This is a genomic window from Amycolatopsis sp. PSD-21 (genome assembly GCF_055561455.1).
This window is the reverse complement of record NZ_CM145712.1, coordinates 1,656,835-1,675,500: the sequence shown is the minus strand read 5'-3', so window position 1 is coordinate 1,675,500 and position 18,666 is coordinate 1,656,835. Positions and strand designations below refer to the sequence as shown.

Below are 18,666 nucleotides of genomic sequence, written 5' to 3'. Positions count from 1 at the left end.
GCGCAATCCTTCGCACACAAGGATTTGAGCACTTCTAGCTCTTGGGGGAGAACATGTCTGTGATCCGGATCGGACCGGCGGTCGGCGCGACGGCGACCATGGGGCTCACCGCGAGCGCCGGGATTTGGCTGCCGCTGTCACTCGCCGCGTTCATTCTGTTGCTTTTCGCCATTCGCTCGATTCTCGTCCGAATCGCGCCCGCGCCGGAAAGGGGGCAGTAGCGAAATGGAGACCAGTCTGTCCGTCATCGCCACCATCATGGTCGGCGTCCTGATCTGGTGGCCGCTGCAGAACCTCGTCCTGGCGGTGTTCGCCTGGCGGTCGCCGCAACGACCACGCAGTGTGCGCCGGACGCCGGATCCGGTGCCGTTCTGGATCGTCATCCCGGCACTGAACGAAGAACGCGTCATCGCGAACACGGTGCGCAACGCGCTGGCCACCGGTACCCGGTACACGCCGGTCCGGGTCGTCGTCGTGGACGACGCCTCCGACGACGCGACGCCGCGGATCCTGGCCGGTATCAGGGATCCGCGGCTGCACGTGCTGCGCCGCGAGCTCCCGATGGCCCGGCAGGGCAAGGGCGAGGGCCTCAACACGGCGTACCGCTACATCCTCGAAATCGCGCGCCGGGAAGGCACGATCGAGCAGACGATCGTCGGGATCGTGGACGGCGACGGCCGCTGCAGCGACGGGATGCTCGACGAGATCGCCGAGCTGATGGCGGAGAAGTCGGTCGGTGCCGTGCAATGCCGCGTGCGCATCCACAACCGGCACAAAACGCTGGCGCTGCTCCAGGATCTGGAATTCGGCGCCATCGCGGACTCCGCGCAGTCGTTGCGTGACCTGGTCGGCAGTGTCGGCCTTGGCGGCAACGGCCAGTTCACCCGGCTGTCCGTCCTCGCCAGGTTCCACCCCGGCCCGTGGTCGGCCTGCCTGGTCGAGGACCTGGAACTCGGCCTGCGGCTGCACCTGGACGGCATCCGCGTGCGCTACACGAAATCCGCGTGGGTCACCCAGCAGGGGTTGACCGACGTGAAACGGTTGCTGCGCCAGCGAACCCGGTGGGCGCAAGGGAATCTGCAATGCTTCCGGCATCTTCGCAGGCTGACCACGTCGAGGTTCGTCAGCGGCGTCGGCCTCGCCGACTTCCTGATCTACCTGCTCTCGCCCTGGCTGACCGTGCCCATGTCGCTGCTGCTGGTCGGGCTGGTCGCGGCCTCCGCGGTGGCGCTGGCCACCGGAAGCACCCTCGGCGGACTGGTGGCCACAGTGGACACTCTGCCGACGTCGGCCGCGATGCTGGTGGGGCTGGCCATGCTGCCGAGCCTGCTCTGGGGGCTGGTCTACTGGATCCGGCTCCGCGACGAGAACATCTTCCGCTGCCTGTTCGCCGGGCTGCTCTACCCGTGGTTCCTGGCGCTGGGCATCATCGCGACGTGGCGTGCGCTGTTCCGGCTCCTGTCCGGGCGCAACGGCTGGGCCAAGACCGAACGGCTCGCCGAAGACGGCCAGGCCGCGCCGCCGATACCGATGCCGTCGATGCCGTTGCCGTTGCCTGTCCCGGTCCCCGCGCCCGCGCCGCGCCCGGCCACCCCGCCGGCGACGCTCGATCCCAGTGTCACGCAGCCGATTCCCCCGGGGGTCCTGGCCGCCGCCGAACCGACCCGGCCGGTGCCGCATCCGCTGGCCGAAGCCGAACCGACCCAGCGACTGGAGCGAGTGTGATGGCAAGCCGGCACCGGCGCGGCCCGAAACGGAACAGGCTCGTTCTCGTCCTCGCGGCCGTCGTGCTGGCCCTCGCCGCGGCCTCCACCATCGACCGCGGCGACGCCGGGAAGGAGTCGTCCGCCGGGTGGTACGTGACCGTGTACTACACCGCCGTCGAAGCGCACTACGACGACGATCCCGTGCCGGTCACCGGCTGCCTGGTGATCGACTGCGAACGCGGTGACGACCCTCTGGGGCGCTACCCCGAAGGTTTCGTGCAGGCCGTCGAAGCCGAAGGGACCGGCCGCATCGTCAGCGGGCGGCACGCCGGCCGCTACCTGAACTGGTCGCACGACACCGGTTTCTGGCTGGACAACGCGCCCCGTGACAGCCACGGCCGTCCGCTGGAGCCGTTCGTCTCCGCCGCCGCGGACCCGAACGTCCTCGGCGCCGGCCGCGAACTGCGGATCACCGGCTGCGGCACCGCGGAGGACGGCTCGGCGATCGACGCGGCCGTCTGCGACAAGCTGCGTTCCGCCTCCTGGCGGATCATGGACGAGTTCACCCCCGGCCTCGGCGGCGACCGGCACATCGACGTCTACCTCGGCGAGGAGACCCGGCCGGATTTCACCTCCGACCCGATGTACTCGTCGCTGCACAACGCCACGCTGGAGCTCGGGAAGCCCTGACCGTCAGGACAGGCGCCCGGCCTCCGCCAGCGCGCGTTCGCGTACCTCCCGCACGACACGGGACTTCGCGAACGCGGACGACATGGCGCTCAGCCAGGCGCTTTCGTCCCGCACGCTGGGTTGCGGACCCGCCGGGTGGTTCGGCCAGCTGCGGCCCGCTTCCCGCATCACCAGCGCCGCCGCGAGTTCGGCGGCGGCGCGCGTGGGTCCGTCGACCGGGGTGCGCAGCCAGTCCCCGAGCTGCGGCGGAACGTGTGCCCGCACGGCGAGGAGACCGTCACGGATCTCGATCACCCTGCGGTACAAGGTGAATTCGAGGTCGTGGCGGACGGGCAGCGCGATCTGCGGATGGGCGGCGACGAGTTCCTTCCACAACGGCGTCACCGCCCGGATCCCGCGCCACGCGCGCACCAGCCGGAGCGCGCCGTCCCAGGTGGTGAACAATCCGCCGGCGACCCACAGCACCATCGCGCAGAGGCCGACCAGGCGGGCACGCGGCAGGAAGTCGAGGTCCGCGAGGTCCGTGATCTCCAGCCACAGTGAGGGAAGCCCGGAGAACAGCACCCACACGATGGTCGCGACGGCGGCGCAGACCAGGATCCGCAGCCCGGTCCGGAATGTCCCTTGTGGACGGACCTTGGCACTGCGGGCCAGCGTGCGCGTGAACATCACCAGGCAGGCCACCCCGTACGTCGTGAGGACGACCTGGTAGACGACGACGCTCCACCGCCACTGGAACGCGGGCGTGCCCACCTCCAGCCGATGCGGGGCGATGTCCAGGTAGCACAGGACCATCAGCGCCCAGCACAGCAGGATGCGCCAGAACGGCGTCGGCTTCTCCGGTGACCGGGTGCTGCGGACCAGCTGGACGAGCGCGCGCATCGCGAGCAGTTGCAGCGCGTTGGTGACCAGCCGCGGGAGCAGGTCGTCGCCGAGGAACCGGACCGTGGCGTCGGCGGAGAGGGCGAGGCCCGCCGCCATGCTGAGGAAGAACGTGGCCAGATGCCTCGGCCCGGCGCGAACCGTCATCAGCCGGGCGAGGCCGATCGCCGCCAGCAGCGCGGCGGACAGATAGCTGATCATGAACCGAGGGCGTGGCGCAGCCGGTCGGATTCCGGCGCGGCGCTCACGGCTCGGCGCATGAGCAGCGATGCGACGAGTTCGGCCTCCTTCTCCTGCTCCTGCGCGTACGTGGTGCGGCCAAGGACCCGGCGGACCAGGTCGGCCGAAAGCGAGGGCGCGACCATCGCGGCGATCGCCTCCGGCCGCACCTCGCCTTCGACGTGCCCGCACAGCAGATGGCCGAGTTCGTGCAGCAGGATGTGCCGCTGGTGCAACGGAGACGTGTCCCGCGTGTAGAACACGTAGTCCGCCCGGTCGGTGGCCGCGAGCACCCCGCACGGCGCCCCCGGCCGCGCCTCGAGCGCCACCAGTTCGATGGGCCGCCCGCGCATCGCCGCGACCTCGCCGAACAACGTGGTGACGTCGAACGGTTCCGGTAACCGCACGGTGGCCGCGATCCGCTCACATCTGCGCCAGAGCGCGCTCTTCCTGCCGAACATCGCTACTCCCCCTGGTCACGCATGGCCTCGCGCCGCTTGATCGCCTCGACGATGTCGGTCACGGTGCCGAGCCCCTCCTCGGACAGCGTCACCGCGCGCAACGCCAGGTTGCGCACCGCGGTGTTGCGCAACGCTCCCAGCAACTCGACCTCTTCGGCAAGAGCCCTTCCCTGTTCGTCGTCGAAGAAGTACGCGGGCGGCACCTGGAAGAACGCCGCGAGCGCTTCGAGGTGCCGTTTGGTCGGATTGTCCCGGCGGCCCGTCCGCAGCTGCCAGAGGTAGGCGGCGGAAAACGACTCGCCGGTGATCTCGCGGCAGGCCCGTGCCACCTCCTCGTGGCTGTGCTGCTCGCCGTTGGGCCGCCGGACCACCTGGAAGAGGCGGTCGATCCGGTCGGTGAGCGTGGTCGCCCGTGGTTCGGTCATCTTCACCTCCGTAAGCTGAAATGAATCTCAGCCTTGGTCGCGTTCACATGAGTTGACATGAACGCCTGCGGTCCCTTACGGTCACCACGTTAGCTGAGATGAATGACTGAAGGGAGTCAGTCGATTCTGGCTGACGACCCAGGAGGGGGAGCTCCCATGAGGAAGTTGCTGACCGCGGTGGCACTGGCGGCCGCCGCGATGACCGTGTCGGCGACGCCGGCACTCGCCGTGGAGACCGGATACTTCTACGGCTCCGGCATCGGTCCGGGCCCGTCGGACGCCATCGGGTCGGCGGAAAAGGTCGCCCGGACGTACGCCCGGAACACGAACTGGCTGGACTCGCAGTGCTACGTCCGCGCGTCCGACGTCCGGTCGCACTTCTACTACTACAGCGCGATCGTCGAGCTCTACTGCCAGCGATGAAAGGGGAAAGCATGAACAGGACGATCGCCCGCGCGACGGGGGCCGCCGTGGCCCTCGCGGGACTCATGACACTCGCGCCAGGGGTGGCGAGCGCCGCGGAGACCAGGGCGTTCCTCGGGACCACCGTGGAGAAGACGTCGGCCTCGGCCAAGCGGACGGCGTTGCAGCAGGCCTACGATCACGCCTCCGTCTACGGGTACACGCCCGACCAGTGCGTGACCATCCACCTGTACTCGGTGAAGATCAGCTTCGTGATGTACCGGGGTGAAGCCGGGATCCACTGCACGAAGTAGGCGGCGCCGCGAAAGCCACTTTCGGGACATCTGATGTCCCGAAAGTGGCTTTCGCGACACCCGCGCCCCGGCGAACGCGCGGATCGCGCAGGCTAGGTTGGCCGGATGAGTCTTCTCGATGACGTGGCCGAGCGCGACGGCTGGCGCTGCTGGGTGTGCGACGAACCGGTCGACCCGGACATGTCGGTGAACGACCCGCGCGGGCCGAGCGTGGACAGCCGGACCGCCGACCGAAAGGCCAAGATCCCCGAGCGGCTCGCGCATCGCGGGTGCAACACGCGCAAGGGTGCGGTCAAGGTGGTCATCGCCTGGCCGGACCGCCTGCACGTGGCCGACCCCGCGCCGCTGATCACCGTCGCCGGAAGGCTGGAGCGCAAGGGAGGCCGCGAACTGGTCGCCCACTGCCCGACGGAGCGAGACGCCAAAGAGGCCGCGGAGTGGCTCGAAGACCGGTTTTCCCGCCTGGTACCGGGATTGCCGGTGACCGCGGGCGTCGAGCCGGGCGGAGGCCAGTTCCTCGTCATCCTGAACGCCGGGCGCCGGTGACGTGATCGGCGGGCAACGTCCGTCTTAAGAGGACACCGCCGGACCGTCATCGCGCACGCCTGCCCAGCGGGATGGAACGTGAGTGATGTGTTGCGAAAGCCACTTTCGCAACGTTGAAGGTTGCGAAAGTGGCTTTCGCAACACGCAACCCCGACGTGGGCCACGAACGAACCAGAGTCAAACCGGACCCGCGGCGGCTGAGCGTCCTTTATGGACTATCCGGTCGCACCACTGAGACCTGCTCGGCAGTCGACCTCTCGATAACCCTTTCGCCGCCTTCGCGCAAGCCCTGAACGCACCATTGTCCGAGCCGTGGCCTGCCTGTTTAGTCAGGGACACCCTGCCGACGACAGGGCCTTGATCACTCGGAAAGCGAGGACGCCATGGGCATCACCGGAAGGGCATTACCGCGCCGGCTCGGCACGATCGCGGCCGCCGTACTGATGGCGGCCGGTCTCTCGATCACCGGCTCGGGCACGGCTTCGGCCGCGAACTACTACTACGAACTGCCGTTCCCGGCAGGCGAGGCCTACACCGTCTCCCAGGGACCCGAAGGAACCTTCTCCCACACCGGCCCCTACAACGAATACGCCTGGGATTTCGCACTTCCGGCCAACTACGAGGTTTCCGCCGCGCAGGGCGGCCAGATCCTCGTCTCGGACTGGTCGCCGTACTGGCAGAACGGTATCGAGGTGATCATCCGGCACTCCAACGGCACTTGCACGCACTACGCGCACCTGAACCGGGCCCTTTACAACGCGGGTACCTGGGTCCCGCAGGGCCGGGTCGTCGGCTGGTCCGGCACCACCGGGGCGTCCACCGACTATCACCTGCACTACCAGGTCATCAACTGCTCCACCCGCGTCGGCATCTCCTCCACCCTCCAGGGCGGCGTCCCGCGCACCGGTTCCAGGCCCGTCAGCGTCAACACCAGGGCCTGACAGTCAGTCCGCCGTCTTCGTGATGGTGACGCGCGCCGAGCCGCTCTGTTCGTCCTGCACCAGGATCTTCAGCCCGTTCCCCTCGTAGCGGACGATGGCGAGGTTCGCGTTGTGGGTGTCGGCATAACCGAGACCTGGCAACGACTCCGCGTAGAAACTCTTCGCGGTCTCGGTGTCCACGCCGGAGATCCGGAACGACACCACGGTGTCGGTCGCCCGGGGACCGGACGCGGTACCACCCGGCGGCAACGGGAACTCGGGCGACGGCCAGCCCGCCGGCATCGGGTAAGCCGACGCCGAACCCGCTGCCGCCGGGGTCCCGGTCGCCGGCTGGCTCGATCCCGCTGCCGCCGGGGCGGGCGGCGGCGGATCACCACCACAACCCCCGATGGCCAGGCACGCGACCAGTGCGAGCAGCGAAATCCCACGCCTTTTCGTCATACCGGGAAAACTACCTCACGGTCGACGGCGGCGAACTTGAGGCCATAACGGCGATTTCACCCGAAAGTGGGTACGGCGGCCGTAATTCCCCGCATTTCATCGGTATTTCATCGGCGCTCATTAGCGTTCGGCGGGCAAACCCGACAGTGGGGAGAAACCGATGAAAAGAACCGGAGCACGTCTGCTCGCGACCGCCGTCCTGTCCGTCGTCACCCTGGCGGGCGCCATCGCCGGAGCAGGCGCGGCGCAGGCGGCGCCCGCACGGCCGGACGGACCGTGCGGGCCCGTCATGTTCGTCGTACCGGGTTACCAGGACGGCGGAGCGCAGAAACTCCTGGACCGGGCGTTCGCACCCGGCGGCGCCGACCCGGTGCGCATTCCGTATCCGAACGGCGCCGGGGACGTGAATCTGTACGCCGACGTCGACGCGGGGGTCGCCAATCTCCGGACGGCGCTTTACAACCTCTATGTCACCTATGGCTGCGACCTCGAAACGAAGGTCTACATCGTCGGTTTCAGTCTCGGCGCCCTCGTCGCGGGCACGGTGCTGGAAACCGAACCACCCGGACGGAACATCCAGGGCGTGCTGTTCGCGGACGGGCGGCGGCAGCCCGTCGAGTCGAACTGGCCGGGTGACCCCGGCGGGCTGATCGGGCATCTGCCCGTTCCCGGCCCCGGCGGTGCCGGTTTCCGGCCGGTGGATTCCTTCCGGTACCCGACGCTCAGCCTGTGCAACGGGCCGAGGGCGGCCGGTGGCGCGGACCTGATCTGCTTCGGCGGCACCAATCTGGACAGCTATTTCAGCTCGCACCCGTATTACAGCTTCGAGGTGGGCAACGAGCTGAACATCCACGGTGAAGGCCCGTACCCGAACAACCTGCGCAACCGCGTCATCCCGTAACCGCCTTCGCGACCTCCCCGGCGGCCCATGCCGGGGAGGTTGCGTCACAAACCGAGGTCGTGCCCTCGCGGACACGGCGGTCCGGACCTTCGGGCACCTCTGCGCCGCACGGGCCTTTCGAAGCAACCCCATTCCGCTTCCGGCGTCTTCCGGACAAAGCTTCGAACAACGGATGCGAGAGGGGCGCTGAAATGAAATTCACCGCGAAGAAGACGATCAAAACCGCCATTGTGGGCGGCGCGTTCGCCGCCACCGCACTCCTTTCCGCGTGCGGCGGGAACAATGTCGCGGGAAATGGTTCTCCGGTGAAGAACGCGGCCGTCGAACAGGCGCAGGCGGGTGGCGGCCAGGGGGCGGCCGCCGGAGGTTCCGGCGCCGAGTCGACCAACGGCGATGTCAACTGCAGCAAGCACGGTGGCCAGGTCGGCGCCCCCGGGCGGCCGCGAATGGATCTGATCGCGGTGGCCGCGACCGACGGCACCACACCGGGCTGCACCGAGGCGTACAACGTGATCACCGAGTATTACGAGAAACTGCCGCAGGCCGAAGGCCCCGGCGAACGAGTGCTCGACGTTCAGGGCAAATGGACCTGTGCCCGTCTGACGGAATCCGGCACCGAGGTGGTCTGCGGCGTGCCGAACAGCTCCCTGCAATTGGAGACGAGGCGCGCGGGCGGCGAACAGAACCGCAAATTCCCGAACACCACGCAGGATGTGCAGTTCACCGGATACGACGCCAATCTGCGAATGGTGCGCTTCCAGCTGATGGCCGACCAGTCCGGCGGCAAGACGTACCGGCTTCCGCTGCGGTCCGGCGCGGAGGTGTTCAGCGCGGCCACCCTGTGCCCCGGCGAATCGGTCACCGTCGACGACGAGGGCTACGGCGACCTGCCGTGCGGCAAGGACCGGCTGATCCAGCAGTTGCGTGACGGCAACCCGGTGCTCGCGCGGATCAGCGTGAACGGTGCGGACCAGATCACCACGGTCAAGGAGATCTACCGCCCCTGACACCGGGAAAACCGGCGGCCGGGACTTCACCCGGCCGCCGGTTTCGGCGTTCACCCCTCCAGGTGAGCGAGAACTTCGGCCGCGGCGCGATGCCCGGAACGGACGGCGCCGTCCATGTAGCCGTTCCAGATGTCGGAGGTCTCCGCGCCCGCCCAATGGATGCGCCCGACCGGTTCGGCCAGGGCGGCGCCGTACTGGGTCCACACGCCCGCGCCGAGGCGGCCGCCGTAACAGCCCCGCGTGTACTCCTCCTCCATCCAGTTCTGTTCGGCGTAATCGATCGGTTCCGCCGCTTCCGGCCCGAACTGGTTCACCAGCGTGGCCACCGCGGCCTCGCGGCGTTCCCGGGGCGACAGACGGGCGGCTTCGCGGGCGTGGGCGCCCTCGAAGAATCCGACGAGCACGCCGCAGGAGCCGTCCGGCGGCGAGTTGTCCAGGGTGACGCAGAGCGGGTCGTCCAGGTTGAACGCGAAGCCGTTGAGCCCTGCGTCGCGCCAGAACGGCGCCGGGTAGGCCACCTGCACCTTGATCACGCTGCCCATCGGGATCTGCTGGGTCAGCCCGTCGCGCGCCGCCGGGAGCGGCGGTTCGTAGTGCAGCCGTCCCGCCAGGGTGGGCGGGATCGCCACGATCACCCGCTGGGCGGCGATCCGCCCGCCGTCGTGGCGCACCTCGATCCCGTCCGCGTGGTGGGCGATACCGCGAACCGGCGCCCCGAGCGTGACGACGTCACCCAGTCGTTCGGCGAGCCGCTCGGAGATCAGGTGGGTGCCGCCCACGACGCGCAGCTCCTGCGCACCGCCGGTGGTGGCGACGAGGACGTCCAGCGACCCCGCGGATTTGACGTAGAACAGGAAGTGCAGCAACGACATCTCCGCCGGCTCCGCGGAGAACACCGCGGGGACGACGGCTCCCCAGAACGCGAGGGCCTCGGCGTCGCTCGTGGCGGCGCGAAGCCATTCGTCCAGGGTCTTGCGGTCCAGCTCCGCGGCTGACGTCCACGGCGAGGCGAGCGACACGGTGTCCGCCAACGCCTCGAGTTCGAACTTCATCCGGCCGACTTCGAGCAGCGCCTGGTCGGACAGCCCGAAGGTCACGTCGGTGTAGGTGGTGCGCCTGCCGTTGTAGACCGTCACCGCCGCCCCGTCGTCGTAGGTCGGAAACGTCTCGAGGCCGAGTTCGGCGACCAGCTTCAGGACCTCGGTCTGCGTCCGGCCGATCCACTGACCGCCCATCTCGACCGGAACCCCGTTGACCAGTTCGTGGCCGAGGTTGCGGCCCGCCACCCGGTCCCGCGCCTCCAGCACGGCGACCGTGCGGCCCGCGCCGGTCAGCTCGCGAGCGGCCGTCAACCCGGCGAGGCCCGCTCCGATCACCACGACATCGACAGTGCGCACGGCAGACTCCCCAATTTGTCGGTCGGTTGTCCGACTTAAAGTAGGACAGGCGTCCACCCCGCACAAGGGCCGATATGCGAAACTCGGACACGACCGACGAAGGAGAAGCCGGATGGCCTACGTGAAGGCGGCGGAACGCGAGGGGCAGATCGTCACCGCGGCGATCCGGGTGCTCAGCAGGATCGGCGTACCCGGGACCACGCTCCGCTCGGTGGCCGCCGAGGCGGGGATCTCGCTGGGCACCCTGCACTACGTCTTCCCGAGCAAGGACCAGCTGTTGCGCGCGGTCATCGGCACGGTCGTCGAGGACATCTCCGACGCGCTGCGCAGCGGCCTCGACCCGGACAGGGGCTTCGAGCACGCGCTCCGGACGGGCATGACGACGTTCTGGGACAAACTCGTCGAGGGCGACGTCGGCTTGCAGATCATGCAGTACGAGCTCTCCAGCTACTCGCTCCGGAGCGAGGCGCCAGACCTCGCCCGATCCCAGTACGAGGCCTACATCTCGCTCGTGACCAGGCTTTGCGAACAGGCCGCCATCGCCGCCGGCGAACGTTGCGCCGTCGGATTCGACACGCTGGGACGACTGGCACTGGCCTCGGTCGACGGCCTGATCCTGCAGTACGTGGCCAATCCGGACCCCGTGCGCGCCCACGGCGACCTCGAACGAGCGCTGGACATGATCGTGCTGCTGGCGGATCCGCAGCCCGTCGCGGCGCGCCCCAGGAATCCGCGCTAGCATTCAGATGACGTCAACATCTGGGTTGAACATCTGAATGAAACTGGTGCGTATGCGGATCCTCTTCGCCAGCCTCGCCTCGGTCGGTCATACGTATCCGCTGATCCCGCTCGCGATCGCCGCCAGGGACGCCGGGCACGAGGTGCATTTCGCCGCCGGAGAGAACGTCCACCCGCCGCTGCTGCAGAACGGTCTCAGGCCCTTTCGCCCGGCGGACGCGTTCTACGAGATCTACGCCGAGGATGTCGAAGCGGATCTAGCCCGGCTACGGCCCGACCTCGTCGTGCACGAATGGGGGCAGCCCGGGGTGGCCATCGCCGCCGAGCGCGCCGGGATCCCCGGTCTCTGGCACGGATTCGGCCGCATGTTCCCCGACGGGATCGGGCTCGAACCGCCGACGAGGCCCGACCGGCCGCATCTCGACGTCTGCCCACAGTCCTTGCAGGACAAGAACTTCCTCGCGACGGCCGAACGCGTCGCGCTGCGTCCCATGCCCTATTCCGAACCGGCGACACCACGGTGGCGCGTCGAAAAGTCCGCTCGCCCGCTGATCTATCTGACGCTCGGCACCGCCTTCGGCACGCCGGAACTCCTCGGCACGGTGATCCGCGGGCTGGCTCCGCTCGGCGCGGATGTGGTCGTCGCCTCGGGCCGGGTCCGGCCGGAGGAACTCGGCGCCGTGCCGGGCAACGTGACGGTGCGGGAGTGGATCCCGCAAGCCGAGCTGCTGCCGCACGCCGACGTGGTCGTGCACCACGGCGGCAGCGGCACCACACTCGGCGCGCTCTCCGCCGGCGTCCCGCAACTGGTCCTCCCGCAGGGGGCCGACCAGTTCACCAACGCCGAAGCCCTGTGCGCGGCGGGCGCCGCGCTGAGTCTTCACCCCGGCGAACCGAGCGCGGAAGCCGTCGCCGCACACGTCGGGAACCTGCTGGGGCGGAACGACCATCGCGACGCGGCCAGGGCGATCGCCGGGGAGATCGCCCGGATGCCCTCCCCCGCCGAAATCGCCCGCGCCCTGCCGGACTGGGTCTCGTAAAGCGGCTCAGAAGCCGAAGAGCTCCTGCGGCACCTCGTGCTCGTCCGGCCACGTCAGCCAGGCGACGTCGGTCGGGCCGATGGCGCAGTTGGCCACCCGCCAGGACCGCGGGTCGTCGTCGACGCCCGTCTCGCTCCTCTTCTTGAGCAGGGCGACGTAGACGTCGGACATGACGCCGTCGGCCCGCTTGTTCTCGTAGATGGTGCCTGCGTAGTACGAGCGACCGGGTTCAGTGCCGCGCATCGTCCCCTGCAGGAACACCCAGGGGCCGAGCCGGTCGAGCTGTTCCACGGCGACCTGGACCCGATCACCGAATTCCTGGTCGAGCCGGGCGGTGGCGGCCTGGAGTACCGCCTCCCGGACCGGGTCGCCGGGGTTCAGCGACACCGGGACGGGTCGTGCGGACGGGGTGTACATCGAGCTACCTCCCACTGGCGGGCGGCGACGCGAGCGAACGCGTCAGCCTGCCCGGTGCTGCTCTGGCGGTCTGTCGGATCAGGTCGGCGGGGTGAGGATCTTCACGAGGCCGCCACCGCCGCCCATGCTGATCCTCTGCGAACCGTCGGGGTTGACGTTGTTCGAGCCGATGAACTGGCCATCGCCCGCGTACAACACGACGTGCCCGCCGTTGTTCGAGATCACCACGTCGCCGGGTTTCGCTTCGGAGAGCGGCACCGACTTCCAGCCGTCCGCTTCGAGGTTGGCCGTCAGGCCCGCGACCGAGGCACTGGCCTGCCCCTTGTCGATCAGGCCCGCCGCCTCGAGACAGCCGGAGACGAAGTTCGCGCAGTTGACGTTGTTCGGCACCCACGACTGCATGGCGGGCAGCTCGCCGCTGCCCTTGAGGTCGCCGGCGTTGCGGCCGAGGAACTGCTCGGCGATCTTCGCCGGGTTGTCGCCCCGGGCGTCGATCGGCTTCGCGGGCCTGCCGTCGCCGGGCACCCCGGCGGGGCCGCCACCGCCACCGCCGCCGCCTCCACCACCGCCGCCGTCTCCCCCGCCGTAGCTGGGTGTGCTGCTGAGGTTGGAGTTGACCGGCTTCGCGTTGACGCTCGACGCCGTGGTCTGGCCGTCGTCGGCGGGGATGAGCTCGATGAAACCGCCCTCGATCTCCAGGCCGAGCGGCTTGAGGAGATCGTCGATCTGCTTCTCGGCGTCGTCGAGCGCCTTCTCGATCTCGTCCTTCTTGCTGTTCGAGTCTTTTTCGTTGAGCTGCCGGAGCCGCTCGATGTCCGACGCGGCGGCGGCGATCTCGTTGTCGTCCTCGGAACTGTTCTTCCGGCGGCGAGCCGAGTCGATCAGCTTGCGGTTGTCCGCGTCCTTGTCGTTGGCTTCCTGGGCGAGCTGTGCGACCTTCTTCTTGACCTCGTCGAGGATCTCGGACACCCGCTGGAGGATGTTCTTGGCCGCCTCGGCCTTGTCGCTCACCTTGTAGCTGGCCTTGCCGAGCTTTTCGAGGTGGTCGGCGACGGCGTCGGCGTCCTTGCCCTCCCAGTGGCGCAGGACGTCGTCGCGGAAGACCTTGAGATCGTCTCCGAGGTCGTTGGCCCTGGTGGCGGCTCCGCCGACCTTCCTGGCCTGGTCGTTGACCGCGCCCGAGTTGAGCTTCTGCGTCTGCTGGGCGTGTTTGTCGATGGCGTCCAGCGACTTCGGGCGGTCGTGCGACGGGTCGTCGAGCGTGCTCGGATTCCGCTCCGCGGTGGTCATCGGTAAATCCCCCTGATTCCCGTCTTCAGTCCGATCAGTCCCGCTCGCGACCGTTGCCGCGGAGGGTGTCGACACCCGCGGCTTCGTCGTTCCGCATCCGCTGCGCGGCGTTGGCCAGCGCGTTCGACGCGGCGTCGACGAGCTTCGCGGCGGCCGCCAGTTCGGCGTTCACGCCGCGGTGGAAACCCTTCATCGTGGTCCCCGTGCTGGCCGCGTTCTTCAGGTCGCCGAACGCGCCTCCGGGATCGCCGTCGCCCAGGTCCTTGCCCGTGCCGGTGTAGCCGTCCTTGAGCCCGCCGACCTTCTTGGCCAGTGCGGCGATCTGCTCTGGATCGAATCGGCGAGTCATGAATGATCCCTCCAGTCCGGCGCCTGCGCGCGTGCTTGCCTGACCCACGATGTCTACCCGCGCACCCTATGAGTTCACACCCACGTGTGCGCGCCGTTTCCCGAAACGCGTCGACGCCGTTCGTGTACACCGACGCATCCGGCGGCGCGTTGGTTCCCGGAAGATTTCACCGGCATCCTCGGCGCAGAGATCTTACCCTCTCGGCACCTGCCTCCAGCAGCCGAAGCTCACCCGGTCGGGGGGCTAGACCAAGCCCAGCTCGCGCGCCCGGACGCCGGCTTGGAAGCGGGACTCGGCGCCGAGTGCGGCCATCAGCTCGGCCACCCGGCGCCGGTAGGTCCGCACGCCGAGGCCGAGGCTCCGGGCGGCGGCTTCGTCCTTGACGCCGCTGCCGAGCAGGTCCAGCACCGCGGGCGCGAGCCGCCGGATCTCGGACACCCGCGCGTCGAAGACGGCGAGATCGGTCGCCGCCCGCCAGGTCGCCTCGAACAGCGACATCACGCCCTGCACGGTTTCGGGCTGGGTGATGACGCTGTAGCCGCGCTGCCCGGCGACGAGGTCCCCCGCCAGGATGACGAGCCTGCCGTCCATCACGATCGTCTCGTTGACGTCCTCGGTGGAAATGCGGACCTGGGCTCCATGCCGGTCGCGGACCCTCGCGAGCTCCTGCGCGGCTCCCGGGTCGAGCAGCAGACCGGCCCGGTAGATCTTGCGGATCCGGACCTCGCCCGCCCGGCGCTCGGCGATCTCGCCCGCTCCGTGGGCGGCGACCCAGGTCGCGAGGTCGTTGGCCGCGCACGCCATGTCGGTCACGGTCGAGAACAGGTGCCCGACCCGGCGGAACAGCTCTTCCTCGCCGCGTACGACCGTGACCGCATCACTCGTCCGCATGACATCGATACTGCCTCAACCGCGCGACCCGGTGGCAGGTTGTTGCCATTTTCTGACTACGGAAGGCCTCGTCACGACGCTGGTGGTCATGACGAACTTTCACGAAACCTGGCGGCTCGGGGACCTCACCGTCAACCGGATCGGCCTCGGCGCGATGCGGCTGACCGGGATGCCGTGGGACGAGAAGCCCAAGAGCCGCGAAAGCGCGATCGCCGTCCTGCGCCGCGCGATCGAACTCGGCGTCGACCACATCGACACCGCTTCGTTCTACTTCACGCCCACGCGCTCGGCGAACGAACTGATCGCCACCGCGCTCCAGCCCTACCCCGAAGGCCTCGTGATCACCACGAAGGTCGGCGCGGGCCGCGACCGCGACGGCGAATTCTCCTTCGCGCGCCCGGATCAGCTCCGCGGCCAGGTGGAGGAGAACATCCGGCAGCTCGGCCTCGACCACCTCGACGTCGTCAATCTGCGCTGGGGCGCCGCGATGGGCAAGGAGCCGGGCTCGGTGGCGGAACATTTCGGCGCGCTGGCGGAATTGCGCGAGGCAGGCTTGATCCGCCATCTGGGTGTCTCCAACGTCGTGGCGGACCAGCTGACCGAGGCCCTGACGATCGCTCCGGTGGTCTGCGTGCAGAACCGCTACGGCCTGGCCGACCGGGAGGACGACGCGCTGCTCGACCTGTGCGGCGAACACGGCATCGCGTTCGTGCCGTTCTTCGCCGTCACCACTTCGCTTCCCGGCGCCGCCGCGCCCGACGCCGTTCCGGGGGAGGCCGAGGTCGCGAAGGTCGCCGCGGCACACGACGCGACCCCGGCGCAGATCCGGCTCGCCTGGACCCTGCACCGCGGCGCGCACGTGCTCGCCATCCCTGGGACCGGCGACCCCCGGCATCTGGAGGAGAACGTCGCGGCGGGCGGCATCCGGTTGAGCGAGGAGGAGCTGGCATTGCTCGACGGTGTCGGCTAGCGACGGGTCGGGAGTGGTGTGGGTGGGGGTGTGTGGAAATAGGGACGTTGAGTGTCCCTATTTCCACACACCCTCTCCCGAATTGGTCGTGACTGGGACGGTCTCGCCGGACCGTGTGGATTTCGGGTCATCGAACGCCCCAAAATCCACACAGTGATGGACGCGGTCCGGTTTACCTCCTCGCGAGACCTTGCGTATGGCATGAATCAATCGGTCGGTCCGGAGGGGCAGGCGAAGTGCCAGCTGTTGCGAAGGGGACCTTCGCTGCATCCGATGCGGTGAAAGTCCCCTTCGCCCAGGCCGTCAGCGGCGGATCCGGTGATCCACGGCGACCCAGTTCGTCTCCCAGGTCGTCCCGCCGTCGGCCGAGAACGCCTGCTCGAAACGCGCCTCGTCCGGGCCGTGCCGGAAGACGAGGAAGCGCACCTTGATCGGACGGCCGCCGAGCTGGTCGTCGCCGTGGAACTCACCGACACCGTCGCGGAACCCGCCGTGGACAGATGGGGTGAGCAGGCCGTCCCGCATGTTGACGAAGGTCAGGCTCCACCGGCCCGCCTGCGGTTCGTACAGCCGCAGGTTGAGCGCGTCGATGCGCCCGTCGGGACCCGAGACCTCGAATTCGAGGGCGTTCGCCCGCCGGTCCATGAGCGGGCGGACGGTGCTGGTGCCCGCGAACTGGAGCCACTGGTCCGCGGATTCCGAAAGCGGCTCGGCGAGCACCCGCACCGTGGAACGCCAGGTGCCGATCTCCCAGTCGAAAGCCCGCTGGGGATCGGTGCCCGACGTCGACGCGGCGCCCGACGCCGCCGAGGCGATCAGCATCAGGGCCGAAAGGCCCACCGTCAGGATTCGTTTGTATGGCACGGTCATGGTCCGACTATCCGAGCGGAGGACGACCATGGACAAGAAGGCACCTGCGGGTAACCTTCCGCGTCCCAACCCGCTGCCCGGCTGTCCGATGGCCGCGGCGTTCGCCGCGATCGGCGGGAAATGGAAGCTGACCCTGTTGTACTGGCTCGCTCACGGCGAGACCCATTTCGCCGGCCTCCGCCGCCGGGGCGCCCCCATCACCCCCAAGGTCCTGGCCGAGCAGTTGCGCGAACTCGAGGCCGACGGACTCGTCGAACGCGTGGCGACCGGGCCGGTCCCGGCGCGCGTCATCTACCGGCTCACTGCTTACGGGGTCACGGTCCTGCCCGTGGTCGAGGGCGTCCGGGTCTGGGGCGAGGCGCATCTCGAACGCACCCGGGGCGACGCCGCGCCGAACACCGCGATGGGCTGCGCCGAGTCGATCGGATAGCGCACACGCGTGACCAGACGGACGACACACGTGACCAGACGGACGCCTCACGTGATCAGACGGACGGCACGCGTGATCAGACGCGCATCTCGCGTGATTGGAGACGTAACTCGCGTGTTTGGGGGCGTAACTCGCGTGATCAGAGGGCGCGCACGCCGGAGCGACGGGCGGAGGTCGCGGTGGCGAGGGTCCGCAGGACCTCCTTGGTGGCGGCGAGGTCGATGCAGGCGTCCGTGATGGACTGGCCGTAGGTGAGCGGGCGGTCGGGGTGGAGGTCCTGGCGGCCCGCCTTCAGGTTGGATTCGAGCATGACGCCGACGATGCCGCGCTGACCGTTCTTGATCTGTTCGGCGATCTGGCCGGCGACGACGGCCTGGCGCAGATGGTCCTTGCGGCTGTTGTCGTGGCTGGCGTCGATCACCACCCGCCGGGGCAGTCCCGCGTTCTGCAGGGTGGTCAGCGCCGCGCGGACGGACGCCGGGTTGTGGTTGGGCGCGCTGTTGCCGCCGCGCAGCACGAGATGACAGTCCGGATTGCCGACCGTGTGCAGGATCGCGGGCAGGCCGCTGGGATCGACGCCGGGGACGACGTGGCGCGCTTCGGCGGCACGGATGGCGTCGACGGCGACGGTGACATCGCCGTCGCGGCGGTTCTTGAAACCGACCGGCATGGACAGCCCGCTGGCCAGCATGCGGTGGTTCTGGCTTTCCACCGTGCGGGCGCCGATCGCGCCCCACGAGACGGTGTCGGCGAGGTACGCCGGGATGGTGGTGTCCAGCCATTCGCACGCGGCGGGCAGGCCGCCCTCGGCGAGTTCGAGGAGCAGGTCCCTGGCGATGCGCAGGCCGCGGTTGACGTCGCCGGTGCCGTCGAGGTGCGGGTCGTTGATGAGCCCCTTCCAGCCACCGACCGTGCGGGGCTTCTCGAAGTACACGCGCATGACGACCAGGAGATCGTCGGCGAACCGGCCGGCGAGGGCGGCGAGGCGGTCGGCGTATTCGAGTGCCGCCGCGGGATCGTGGATGGAACAGGGCCCGGCGATCACGAGCAGCCGGTCGTCCGTGCCGTCGAGGACGCGCAGGACGTTTTCCCTGCCCTGGCGCACGGTGTCGGCCGCGTTGGCGCCGAGCGGCAGTTCATGGTGCAGCAGGGCGGGCGTGACCAGCGGGACCATCCGGTCGATGCGCTGGTTGTCGAGTTCGACCGTGGCGAGCGTTGTCATCACAGATATCCAGGATTTCTGCCGGCACCGGGCGAAGGGAAAGCCGGGATTTCCGGCCCGGCCGGCGGTCTCGGGTGAACGAAGAAACAAACCCGGCGTTGTTCGAGCGAGAAAGTC

24 protein-coding genes are annotated in these 18,666 nt (G+C 69.0%); 13 read left to right on the top strand and 11 right to left on the bottom strand.

The window, feature by feature from the left end; translation table 11 throughout:
• The first annotated feature begins 53 nt into the window (after positions 1–53).
• The 3 genes from ACZ1DY_RS08270 to ACZ1DY_RS08260 are packed head-to-tail and all read left to right on the top strand — an operon-like array spanning position 54 to position 2,396.
• Complete coding sequence (locus ACZ1DY_RS08270; protein WP_465484057.1) at positions 54–221, top strand: hypothetical protein; 168 nt, start codon at positions 54–56, stop codon at positions 219–221.
• Positions 222–225: 4 nt separating this feature from the next.
• Complete coding sequence (locus tag ACZ1DY_RS08265; RefSeq protein WP_465484056.1) at positions 226–1,725, top strand: glycosyltransferase family 2 protein; 1,500 nt, start codon at positions 226–228, stop codon at positions 1,723–1,725.
• A complete protein-coding gene (locus tag ACZ1DY_RS08260; protein WP_257488725.1) occupies positions 1,725–2,396 on the top strand; it encodes an RlpA-like double-psi beta-barrel domain-containing protein in 672 nt (223 codons plus the stop codon). The genes ACZ1DY_RS08265 and ACZ1DY_RS08260 overlap by 1 nt, the downstream gene beginning before the upstream one ends.
• A gap of 3 nt (positions 2,397–2,399) precedes the next feature.
• On the opposite strand, the gene ACZ1DY_RS08255 is transcribed toward ACZ1DY_RS08260, so the two are convergent.
• The 3 genes from ACZ1DY_RS08255 to ACZ1DY_RS08245 are packed head-to-tail and all read right to left on the bottom strand — an operon-like array spanning position 2,400 to position 4,383.
• Positions 2,400–3,479, bottom strand: a complete 1,080-nt coding sequence (locus tag ACZ1DY_RS08255) for an MAB_1171c family putative transporter (RefSeq protein ID WP_465484055.1) — start codon at positions 3,477–3,479, stop codon at positions 2,400–2,402.
• Positions 3,476–3,958 (bottom strand): ImmA/IrrE family metallo-endopeptidase, encoded by a 483-nt coding sequence (locus tag ACZ1DY_RS08250; protein ID WP_126737690.1) that lies wholly within the window; start codon positions 3,956–3,958, stop codon positions 3,476–3,478. The genes ACZ1DY_RS08255 and ACZ1DY_RS08250 overlap by 4 nt, the downstream gene beginning before the upstream one ends.
• A 2-nt stretch (positions 3,959–3,960) precedes the next feature.
• Positions 3,961–4,383, bottom strand: a complete 423-nt coding sequence (locus ACZ1DY_RS08245; protein ID WP_257488727.1) for a helix-turn-helix domain-containing protein — start codon at positions 4,381–4,383, stop codon at positions 3,961–3,963.
• Positions 4,384–4,539: 156 nt separating this feature from the next.
• On the opposite strand from ACZ1DY_RS08245, the gene ACZ1DY_RS08240 reads away from it, so the two are divergent.
• The 4 genes from ACZ1DY_RS08240 (at position 4,540) to ACZ1DY_RS08225 (ending at position 6,586) form a co-directional block, all read left to right on the top strand.
• Positions 4,540–4,806 (top strand): hypothetical protein, encoded by a 267-nt coding sequence (locus tag ACZ1DY_RS08240; protein WP_126737688.1) that lies wholly within the window; start codon positions 4,540–4,542, stop codon positions 4,804–4,806.
• A gap of 11 nt (positions 4,807–4,817) precedes the next feature.
• Positions 4,818–5,099 carry a hypothetical protein gene (locus tag ACZ1DY_RS08235; protein WP_192746216.1) on the top strand — a complete coding sequence of 94 codons (282 nt, stop codon included), beginning with the start codon at positions 4,818–4,820 and terminating at the stop codon, positions 5,097–5,099.
• A gap of 105 nt (positions 5,100–5,204) precedes the next feature.
• Positions 5,205–5,645: a hypothetical protein gene (locus ACZ1DY_RS08230; protein WP_465484054.1), complete on the top strand. Its 441-nt coding sequence runs from the start codon at positions 5,205–5,207 to the stop codon at positions 5,643–5,645.
• 383 nt (positions 5,646–6,028) lie between these two features.
• The gene (locus ACZ1DY_RS08225) at positions 6,029–6,586 is read left to right on the top strand and encodes a M23 family metallopeptidase (RefSeq protein ID WP_257488729.1); all 558 of its coding nucleotides are present in this window, start codon (positions 6,029–6,031) and stop codon (positions 6,584–6,586) included.
• A gap of 3 nt (positions 6,587–6,589) precedes the next feature.
• Here ACZ1DY_RS08225 and ACZ1DY_RS08220 read toward each other — a convergent pair whose 3' ends face one another.
• Entirely contained in the window at positions 6,590–7,027 is a 438-nt protein-coding gene (locus ACZ1DY_RS08220) for a hypothetical protein (RefSeq protein WP_465484053.1), read from the bottom strand.
• A 160-nt stretch (positions 7,028–7,187) separates the two neighbouring features.
• Between ACZ1DY_RS08220 and ACZ1DY_RS08215 the strand changes: the two genes are divergently transcribed.
• Both ACZ1DY_RS08215 and ACZ1DY_RS08210 read left to right on the top strand, forming a co-directional pair.
• Positions 7,188–7,928 carry a hypothetical protein gene (locus tag ACZ1DY_RS08215; RefSeq protein ID WP_465484052.1) on the top strand — a complete coding sequence of 247 codons (741 nt, stop codon included), beginning with the start codon at positions 7,188–7,190 and terminating at the stop codon, positions 7,926–7,928.
• Positions 7,929–8,119: 191 nt separating this feature from the next.
• Positions 8,120–8,935 carry a hypothetical protein gene (locus tag ACZ1DY_RS08210; protein ID WP_465484051.1) on the top strand — a complete coding sequence of 272 codons (816 nt, stop codon included), beginning with the start codon at positions 8,120–8,122 and terminating at the stop codon, positions 8,933–8,935.
• A 50-nt stretch (positions 8,936–8,985) separates the two neighbouring features.
• Here the strand turns inward: ACZ1DY_RS08210 and ACZ1DY_RS08205 are convergent, their stop codons facing one another.
• Positions 8,986–10,332, bottom strand: coding sequence for a flavin monoamine oxidase family protein (locus ACZ1DY_RS08205; RefSeq protein ID WP_465484050.1), 1,347 nt, complete (start codon positions 10,330–10,332; stop codon positions 8,986–8,988).
• Positions 10,333–10,444: 112 nt separating this feature from the next.
• Here ACZ1DY_RS08205 and ACZ1DY_RS08200 point away from each other — a divergent pair, with 112 nt between their 5' ends.
• Positions 10,445–11,071 carry a TetR/AcrR family transcriptional regulator gene (locus ACZ1DY_RS08200; protein ID WP_126737683.1) on the top strand — a complete coding sequence of 209 codons (627 nt, stop codon included), beginning with the start codon at positions 10,445–10,447 and terminating at the stop codon, positions 11,069–11,071.
• 52 nt (positions 11,072–11,123) lie between these two features.
• A complete protein-coding gene (locus tag ACZ1DY_RS08195) occupies positions 11,124–12,110 on the top strand; it encodes a glycosyltransferase (RefSeq protein WP_465484049.1) in 987 nt (328 codons plus the stop codon).
• Between the two features lie 6 nt (positions 12,111–12,116).
• Here ACZ1DY_RS08195 and ACZ1DY_RS08190 read toward each other — a convergent pair whose 3' ends face one another.
• From ACZ1DY_RS08190 to ACZ1DY_RS08175, 4 genes are all read right to left on the bottom strand, one after another.
• The gene (locus ACZ1DY_RS08190; protein ID WP_257488735.1) at positions 12,117–12,527 is read right to left on the bottom strand and encodes a hypothetical protein; all 411 of its coding nucleotides are present in this window, start codon (positions 12,525–12,527) and stop codon (positions 12,117–12,119) included.
• A 78-nt stretch (positions 12,528–12,605) separates the two neighbouring features.
• On the bottom strand, positions 12,606–13,817 hold the full coding sequence (locus ACZ1DY_RS08185) for a peptidoglycan-binding protein (RefSeq protein WP_257488736.1): 1,212 nt from the start codon (positions 13,815–13,817) through the stop codon (positions 12,606–12,608).
• A 34-nt stretch (positions 13,818–13,851) separates the two neighbouring features.
• Positions 13,852–14,166: a hypothetical protein gene (locus ACZ1DY_RS08180; protein ID WP_126733846.1), complete on the bottom strand. Its 315-nt coding sequence runs from the start codon at positions 14,164–14,166 to the stop codon at positions 13,852–13,854.
• A gap of 243 nt (positions 14,167–14,409) precedes the next feature.
• Positions 14,410–15,057 (bottom strand): response regulator transcription factor, encoded by a 648-nt coding sequence (locus tag ACZ1DY_RS08175; RefSeq protein WP_126733848.1) that lies wholly within the window; start codon positions 15,055–15,057, stop codon positions 14,410–14,412.
• 88 nt (positions 15,058–15,145) lie between these two features.
• Between ACZ1DY_RS08175 and ACZ1DY_RS08170 the strand changes: the two genes are divergently transcribed.
• Positions 15,146–16,027, top strand: a complete 882-nt coding sequence (locus ACZ1DY_RS08170) for an oxidoreductase (RefSeq protein ID WP_465484048.1) — start codon at positions 15,146–15,148, stop codon at positions 16,025–16,027.
• A 303-nt stretch (positions 16,028–16,330) separates the two neighbouring features.
• On the opposite strand, the gene ACZ1DY_RS08165 is transcribed toward ACZ1DY_RS08170, so the two are convergent.
• Positions 16,331–16,897, bottom strand: coding sequence for a hypothetical protein (locus ACZ1DY_RS08165; RefSeq protein WP_225949953.1), 567 nt, complete (start codon positions 16,895–16,897; stop codon positions 16,331–16,333).
• A gap of 28 nt (positions 16,898–16,925) precedes the next feature.
• Between ACZ1DY_RS08165 and ACZ1DY_RS08160 the strand changes: the two genes are divergently transcribed.
• Positions 16,926–17,327 (top strand): winged helix-turn-helix transcriptional regulator, encoded by a 402-nt coding sequence (locus ACZ1DY_RS08160; RefSeq protein ID WP_257488740.1) that lies wholly within the window; start codon positions 16,926–16,928, stop codon positions 17,325–17,327.
• Between the two features lie 139 nt (positions 17,328–17,466).
• Here ACZ1DY_RS08160 and ACZ1DY_RS08155 read toward each other — a convergent pair whose 3' ends face one another.
• Positions 17,467–18,549, bottom strand: coding sequence for a 3-deoxy-7-phosphoheptulonate synthase (locus ACZ1DY_RS08155; RefSeq protein ID WP_465484047.1), 1,083 nt, complete (start codon positions 18,547–18,549; stop codon positions 17,467–17,469).
• Between the last annotated feature and the right edge of the window lie 117 nt (positions 18,550–18,666).

What these genes read in the sequence shown, in the direction of transcription:
- ACZ1DY_RS08270 (WP_465484057.1), top strand. Translation starts at nt 54, where the DNA reads ATGTCTGTGATCCGGATCGGACCGGCGGTCGGCGCGACGGCGACCATG.
- ACZ1DY_RS08265 (WP_465484056.1), top strand. Translation starts at nt 226, where the DNA reads ATGGAGACCAGTCTGTCCGTCATCGCCACCATCATGGTCGGCGTCCTG.
- ACZ1DY_RS08260 (WP_257488725.1), top strand. Translation starts at nt 1,725, where the DNA reads ATGGCAAGCCGGCACCGGCGCGGCCCGAAACGGAACAGGCTCGTTCTC.
- ACZ1DY_RS08255 (WP_465484055.1), bottom strand. Translation starts at nt 3,479, where the DNA reads ATGATCAGCTATCTGTCCGCCGCGCTGCTGGCGGCGATCGGCCTCGCC.
- ACZ1DY_RS08250 (WP_126737690.1), bottom strand. Translation starts at nt 3,958, where the DNA reads ATGTTCGGCAGGAAGAGCGCGCTCTGGCGCAGATGTGAGCGGATCGCG.
- ACZ1DY_RS08245 (WP_257488727.1), bottom strand. Translation starts at nt 4,383, where the DNA reads ATGACCGAACCACGGGCGACCACGCTCACCGACCGGATCGACCGCCTC.
- ACZ1DY_RS08240 (WP_126737688.1), top strand. Translation starts at nt 4,540, where the DNA reads ATGAGGAAGTTGCTGACCGCGGTGGCACTGGCGGCCGCCGCGATGACC.
- ACZ1DY_RS08235 (WP_192746216.1), top strand. Translation starts at nt 4,818, where the DNA reads ATGAACAGGACGATCGCCCGCGCGACGGGGGCCGCCGTGGCCCTCGCG.
- ACZ1DY_RS08230 (WP_465484054.1), top strand. Translation starts at nt 5,205, where the DNA reads ATGAGTCTTCTCGATGACGTGGCCGAGCGCGACGGCTGGCGCTGCTGG.
- ACZ1DY_RS08225 (WP_257488729.1), top strand. Translation starts at nt 6,029, where the DNA reads ATGGGCATCACCGGAAGGGCATTACCGCGCCGGCTCGGCACGATCGCG.
- ACZ1DY_RS08220 (WP_465484053.1), bottom strand. Translation starts at nt 7,027, where the DNA reads ATGACGAAAAGGCGTGGGATTTCGCTGCTCGCACTGGTCGCGTGCCTG.
- ACZ1DY_RS08215 (WP_465484052.1), top strand. Translation starts at nt 7,188, where the DNA reads ATGAAAAGAACCGGAGCACGTCTGCTCGCGACCGCCGTCCTGTCCGTC.
- ACZ1DY_RS08210 (WP_465484051.1), top strand. Translation starts at nt 8,120, where the DNA reads ATGAAATTCACCGCGAAGAAGACGATCAAAACCGCCATTGTGGGCGGC.
- ACZ1DY_RS08200 (WP_126737683.1), top strand. Translation starts at nt 10,445, where the DNA reads ATGGCCTACGTGAAGGCGGCGGAACGCGAGGGGCAGATCGTCACCGCG.
- ACZ1DY_RS08195 (WP_465484049.1), top strand. Translation starts at nt 11,124, where the DNA reads ATGCGGATCCTCTTCGCCAGCCTCGCCTCGGTCGGTCATACGTATCCG.
- ACZ1DY_RS08190 (WP_257488735.1), bottom strand. Translation starts at nt 12,527, where the DNA reads ATGTACACCCCGTCCGCACGACCCGTCCCGGTGTCGCTGAACCCCGGC.
- ACZ1DY_RS08185 (WP_257488736.1), bottom strand. Translation starts at nt 13,817, where the DNA reads ATGACCACCGCGGAGCGGAATCCGAGCACGCTCGACGACCCGTCGCAC.
- ACZ1DY_RS08180 (WP_126733846.1), bottom strand. Translation starts at nt 14,166, where the DNA reads ATGACTCGCCGATTCGATCCAGAGCAGATCGCCGCACTGGCCAAGAAG.
- ACZ1DY_RS08175 (WP_126733848.1), bottom strand. Translation starts at nt 15,057, where the DNA reads ATGCGGACGAGTGATGCGGTCACGGTCGTACGCGGCGAGGAAGAGCTG.
- ACZ1DY_RS08170 (WP_465484048.1), top strand. Translation starts at nt 15,146, where the DNA reads ATGACGAACTTTCACGAAACCTGGCGGCTCGGGGACCTCACCGTCAAC.
- ACZ1DY_RS08165 (WP_225949953.1), bottom strand. Translation starts at nt 16,897, where the DNA reads ATGACCGTGCCATACAAACGAATCCTGACGGTGGGCCTTTCGGCCCTG.
- ACZ1DY_RS08160 (WP_257488740.1), top strand. Translation starts at nt 16,926, where the DNA reads ATGGACAAGAAGGCACCTGCGGGTAACCTTCCGCGTCCCAACCCGCTG.
- ACZ1DY_RS08155 (WP_465484047.1), bottom strand. Translation starts at nt 18,549, where the DNA reads ATGACAACGCTCGCCACGGTCGAACTCGACAACCAGCGCATCGACCGG.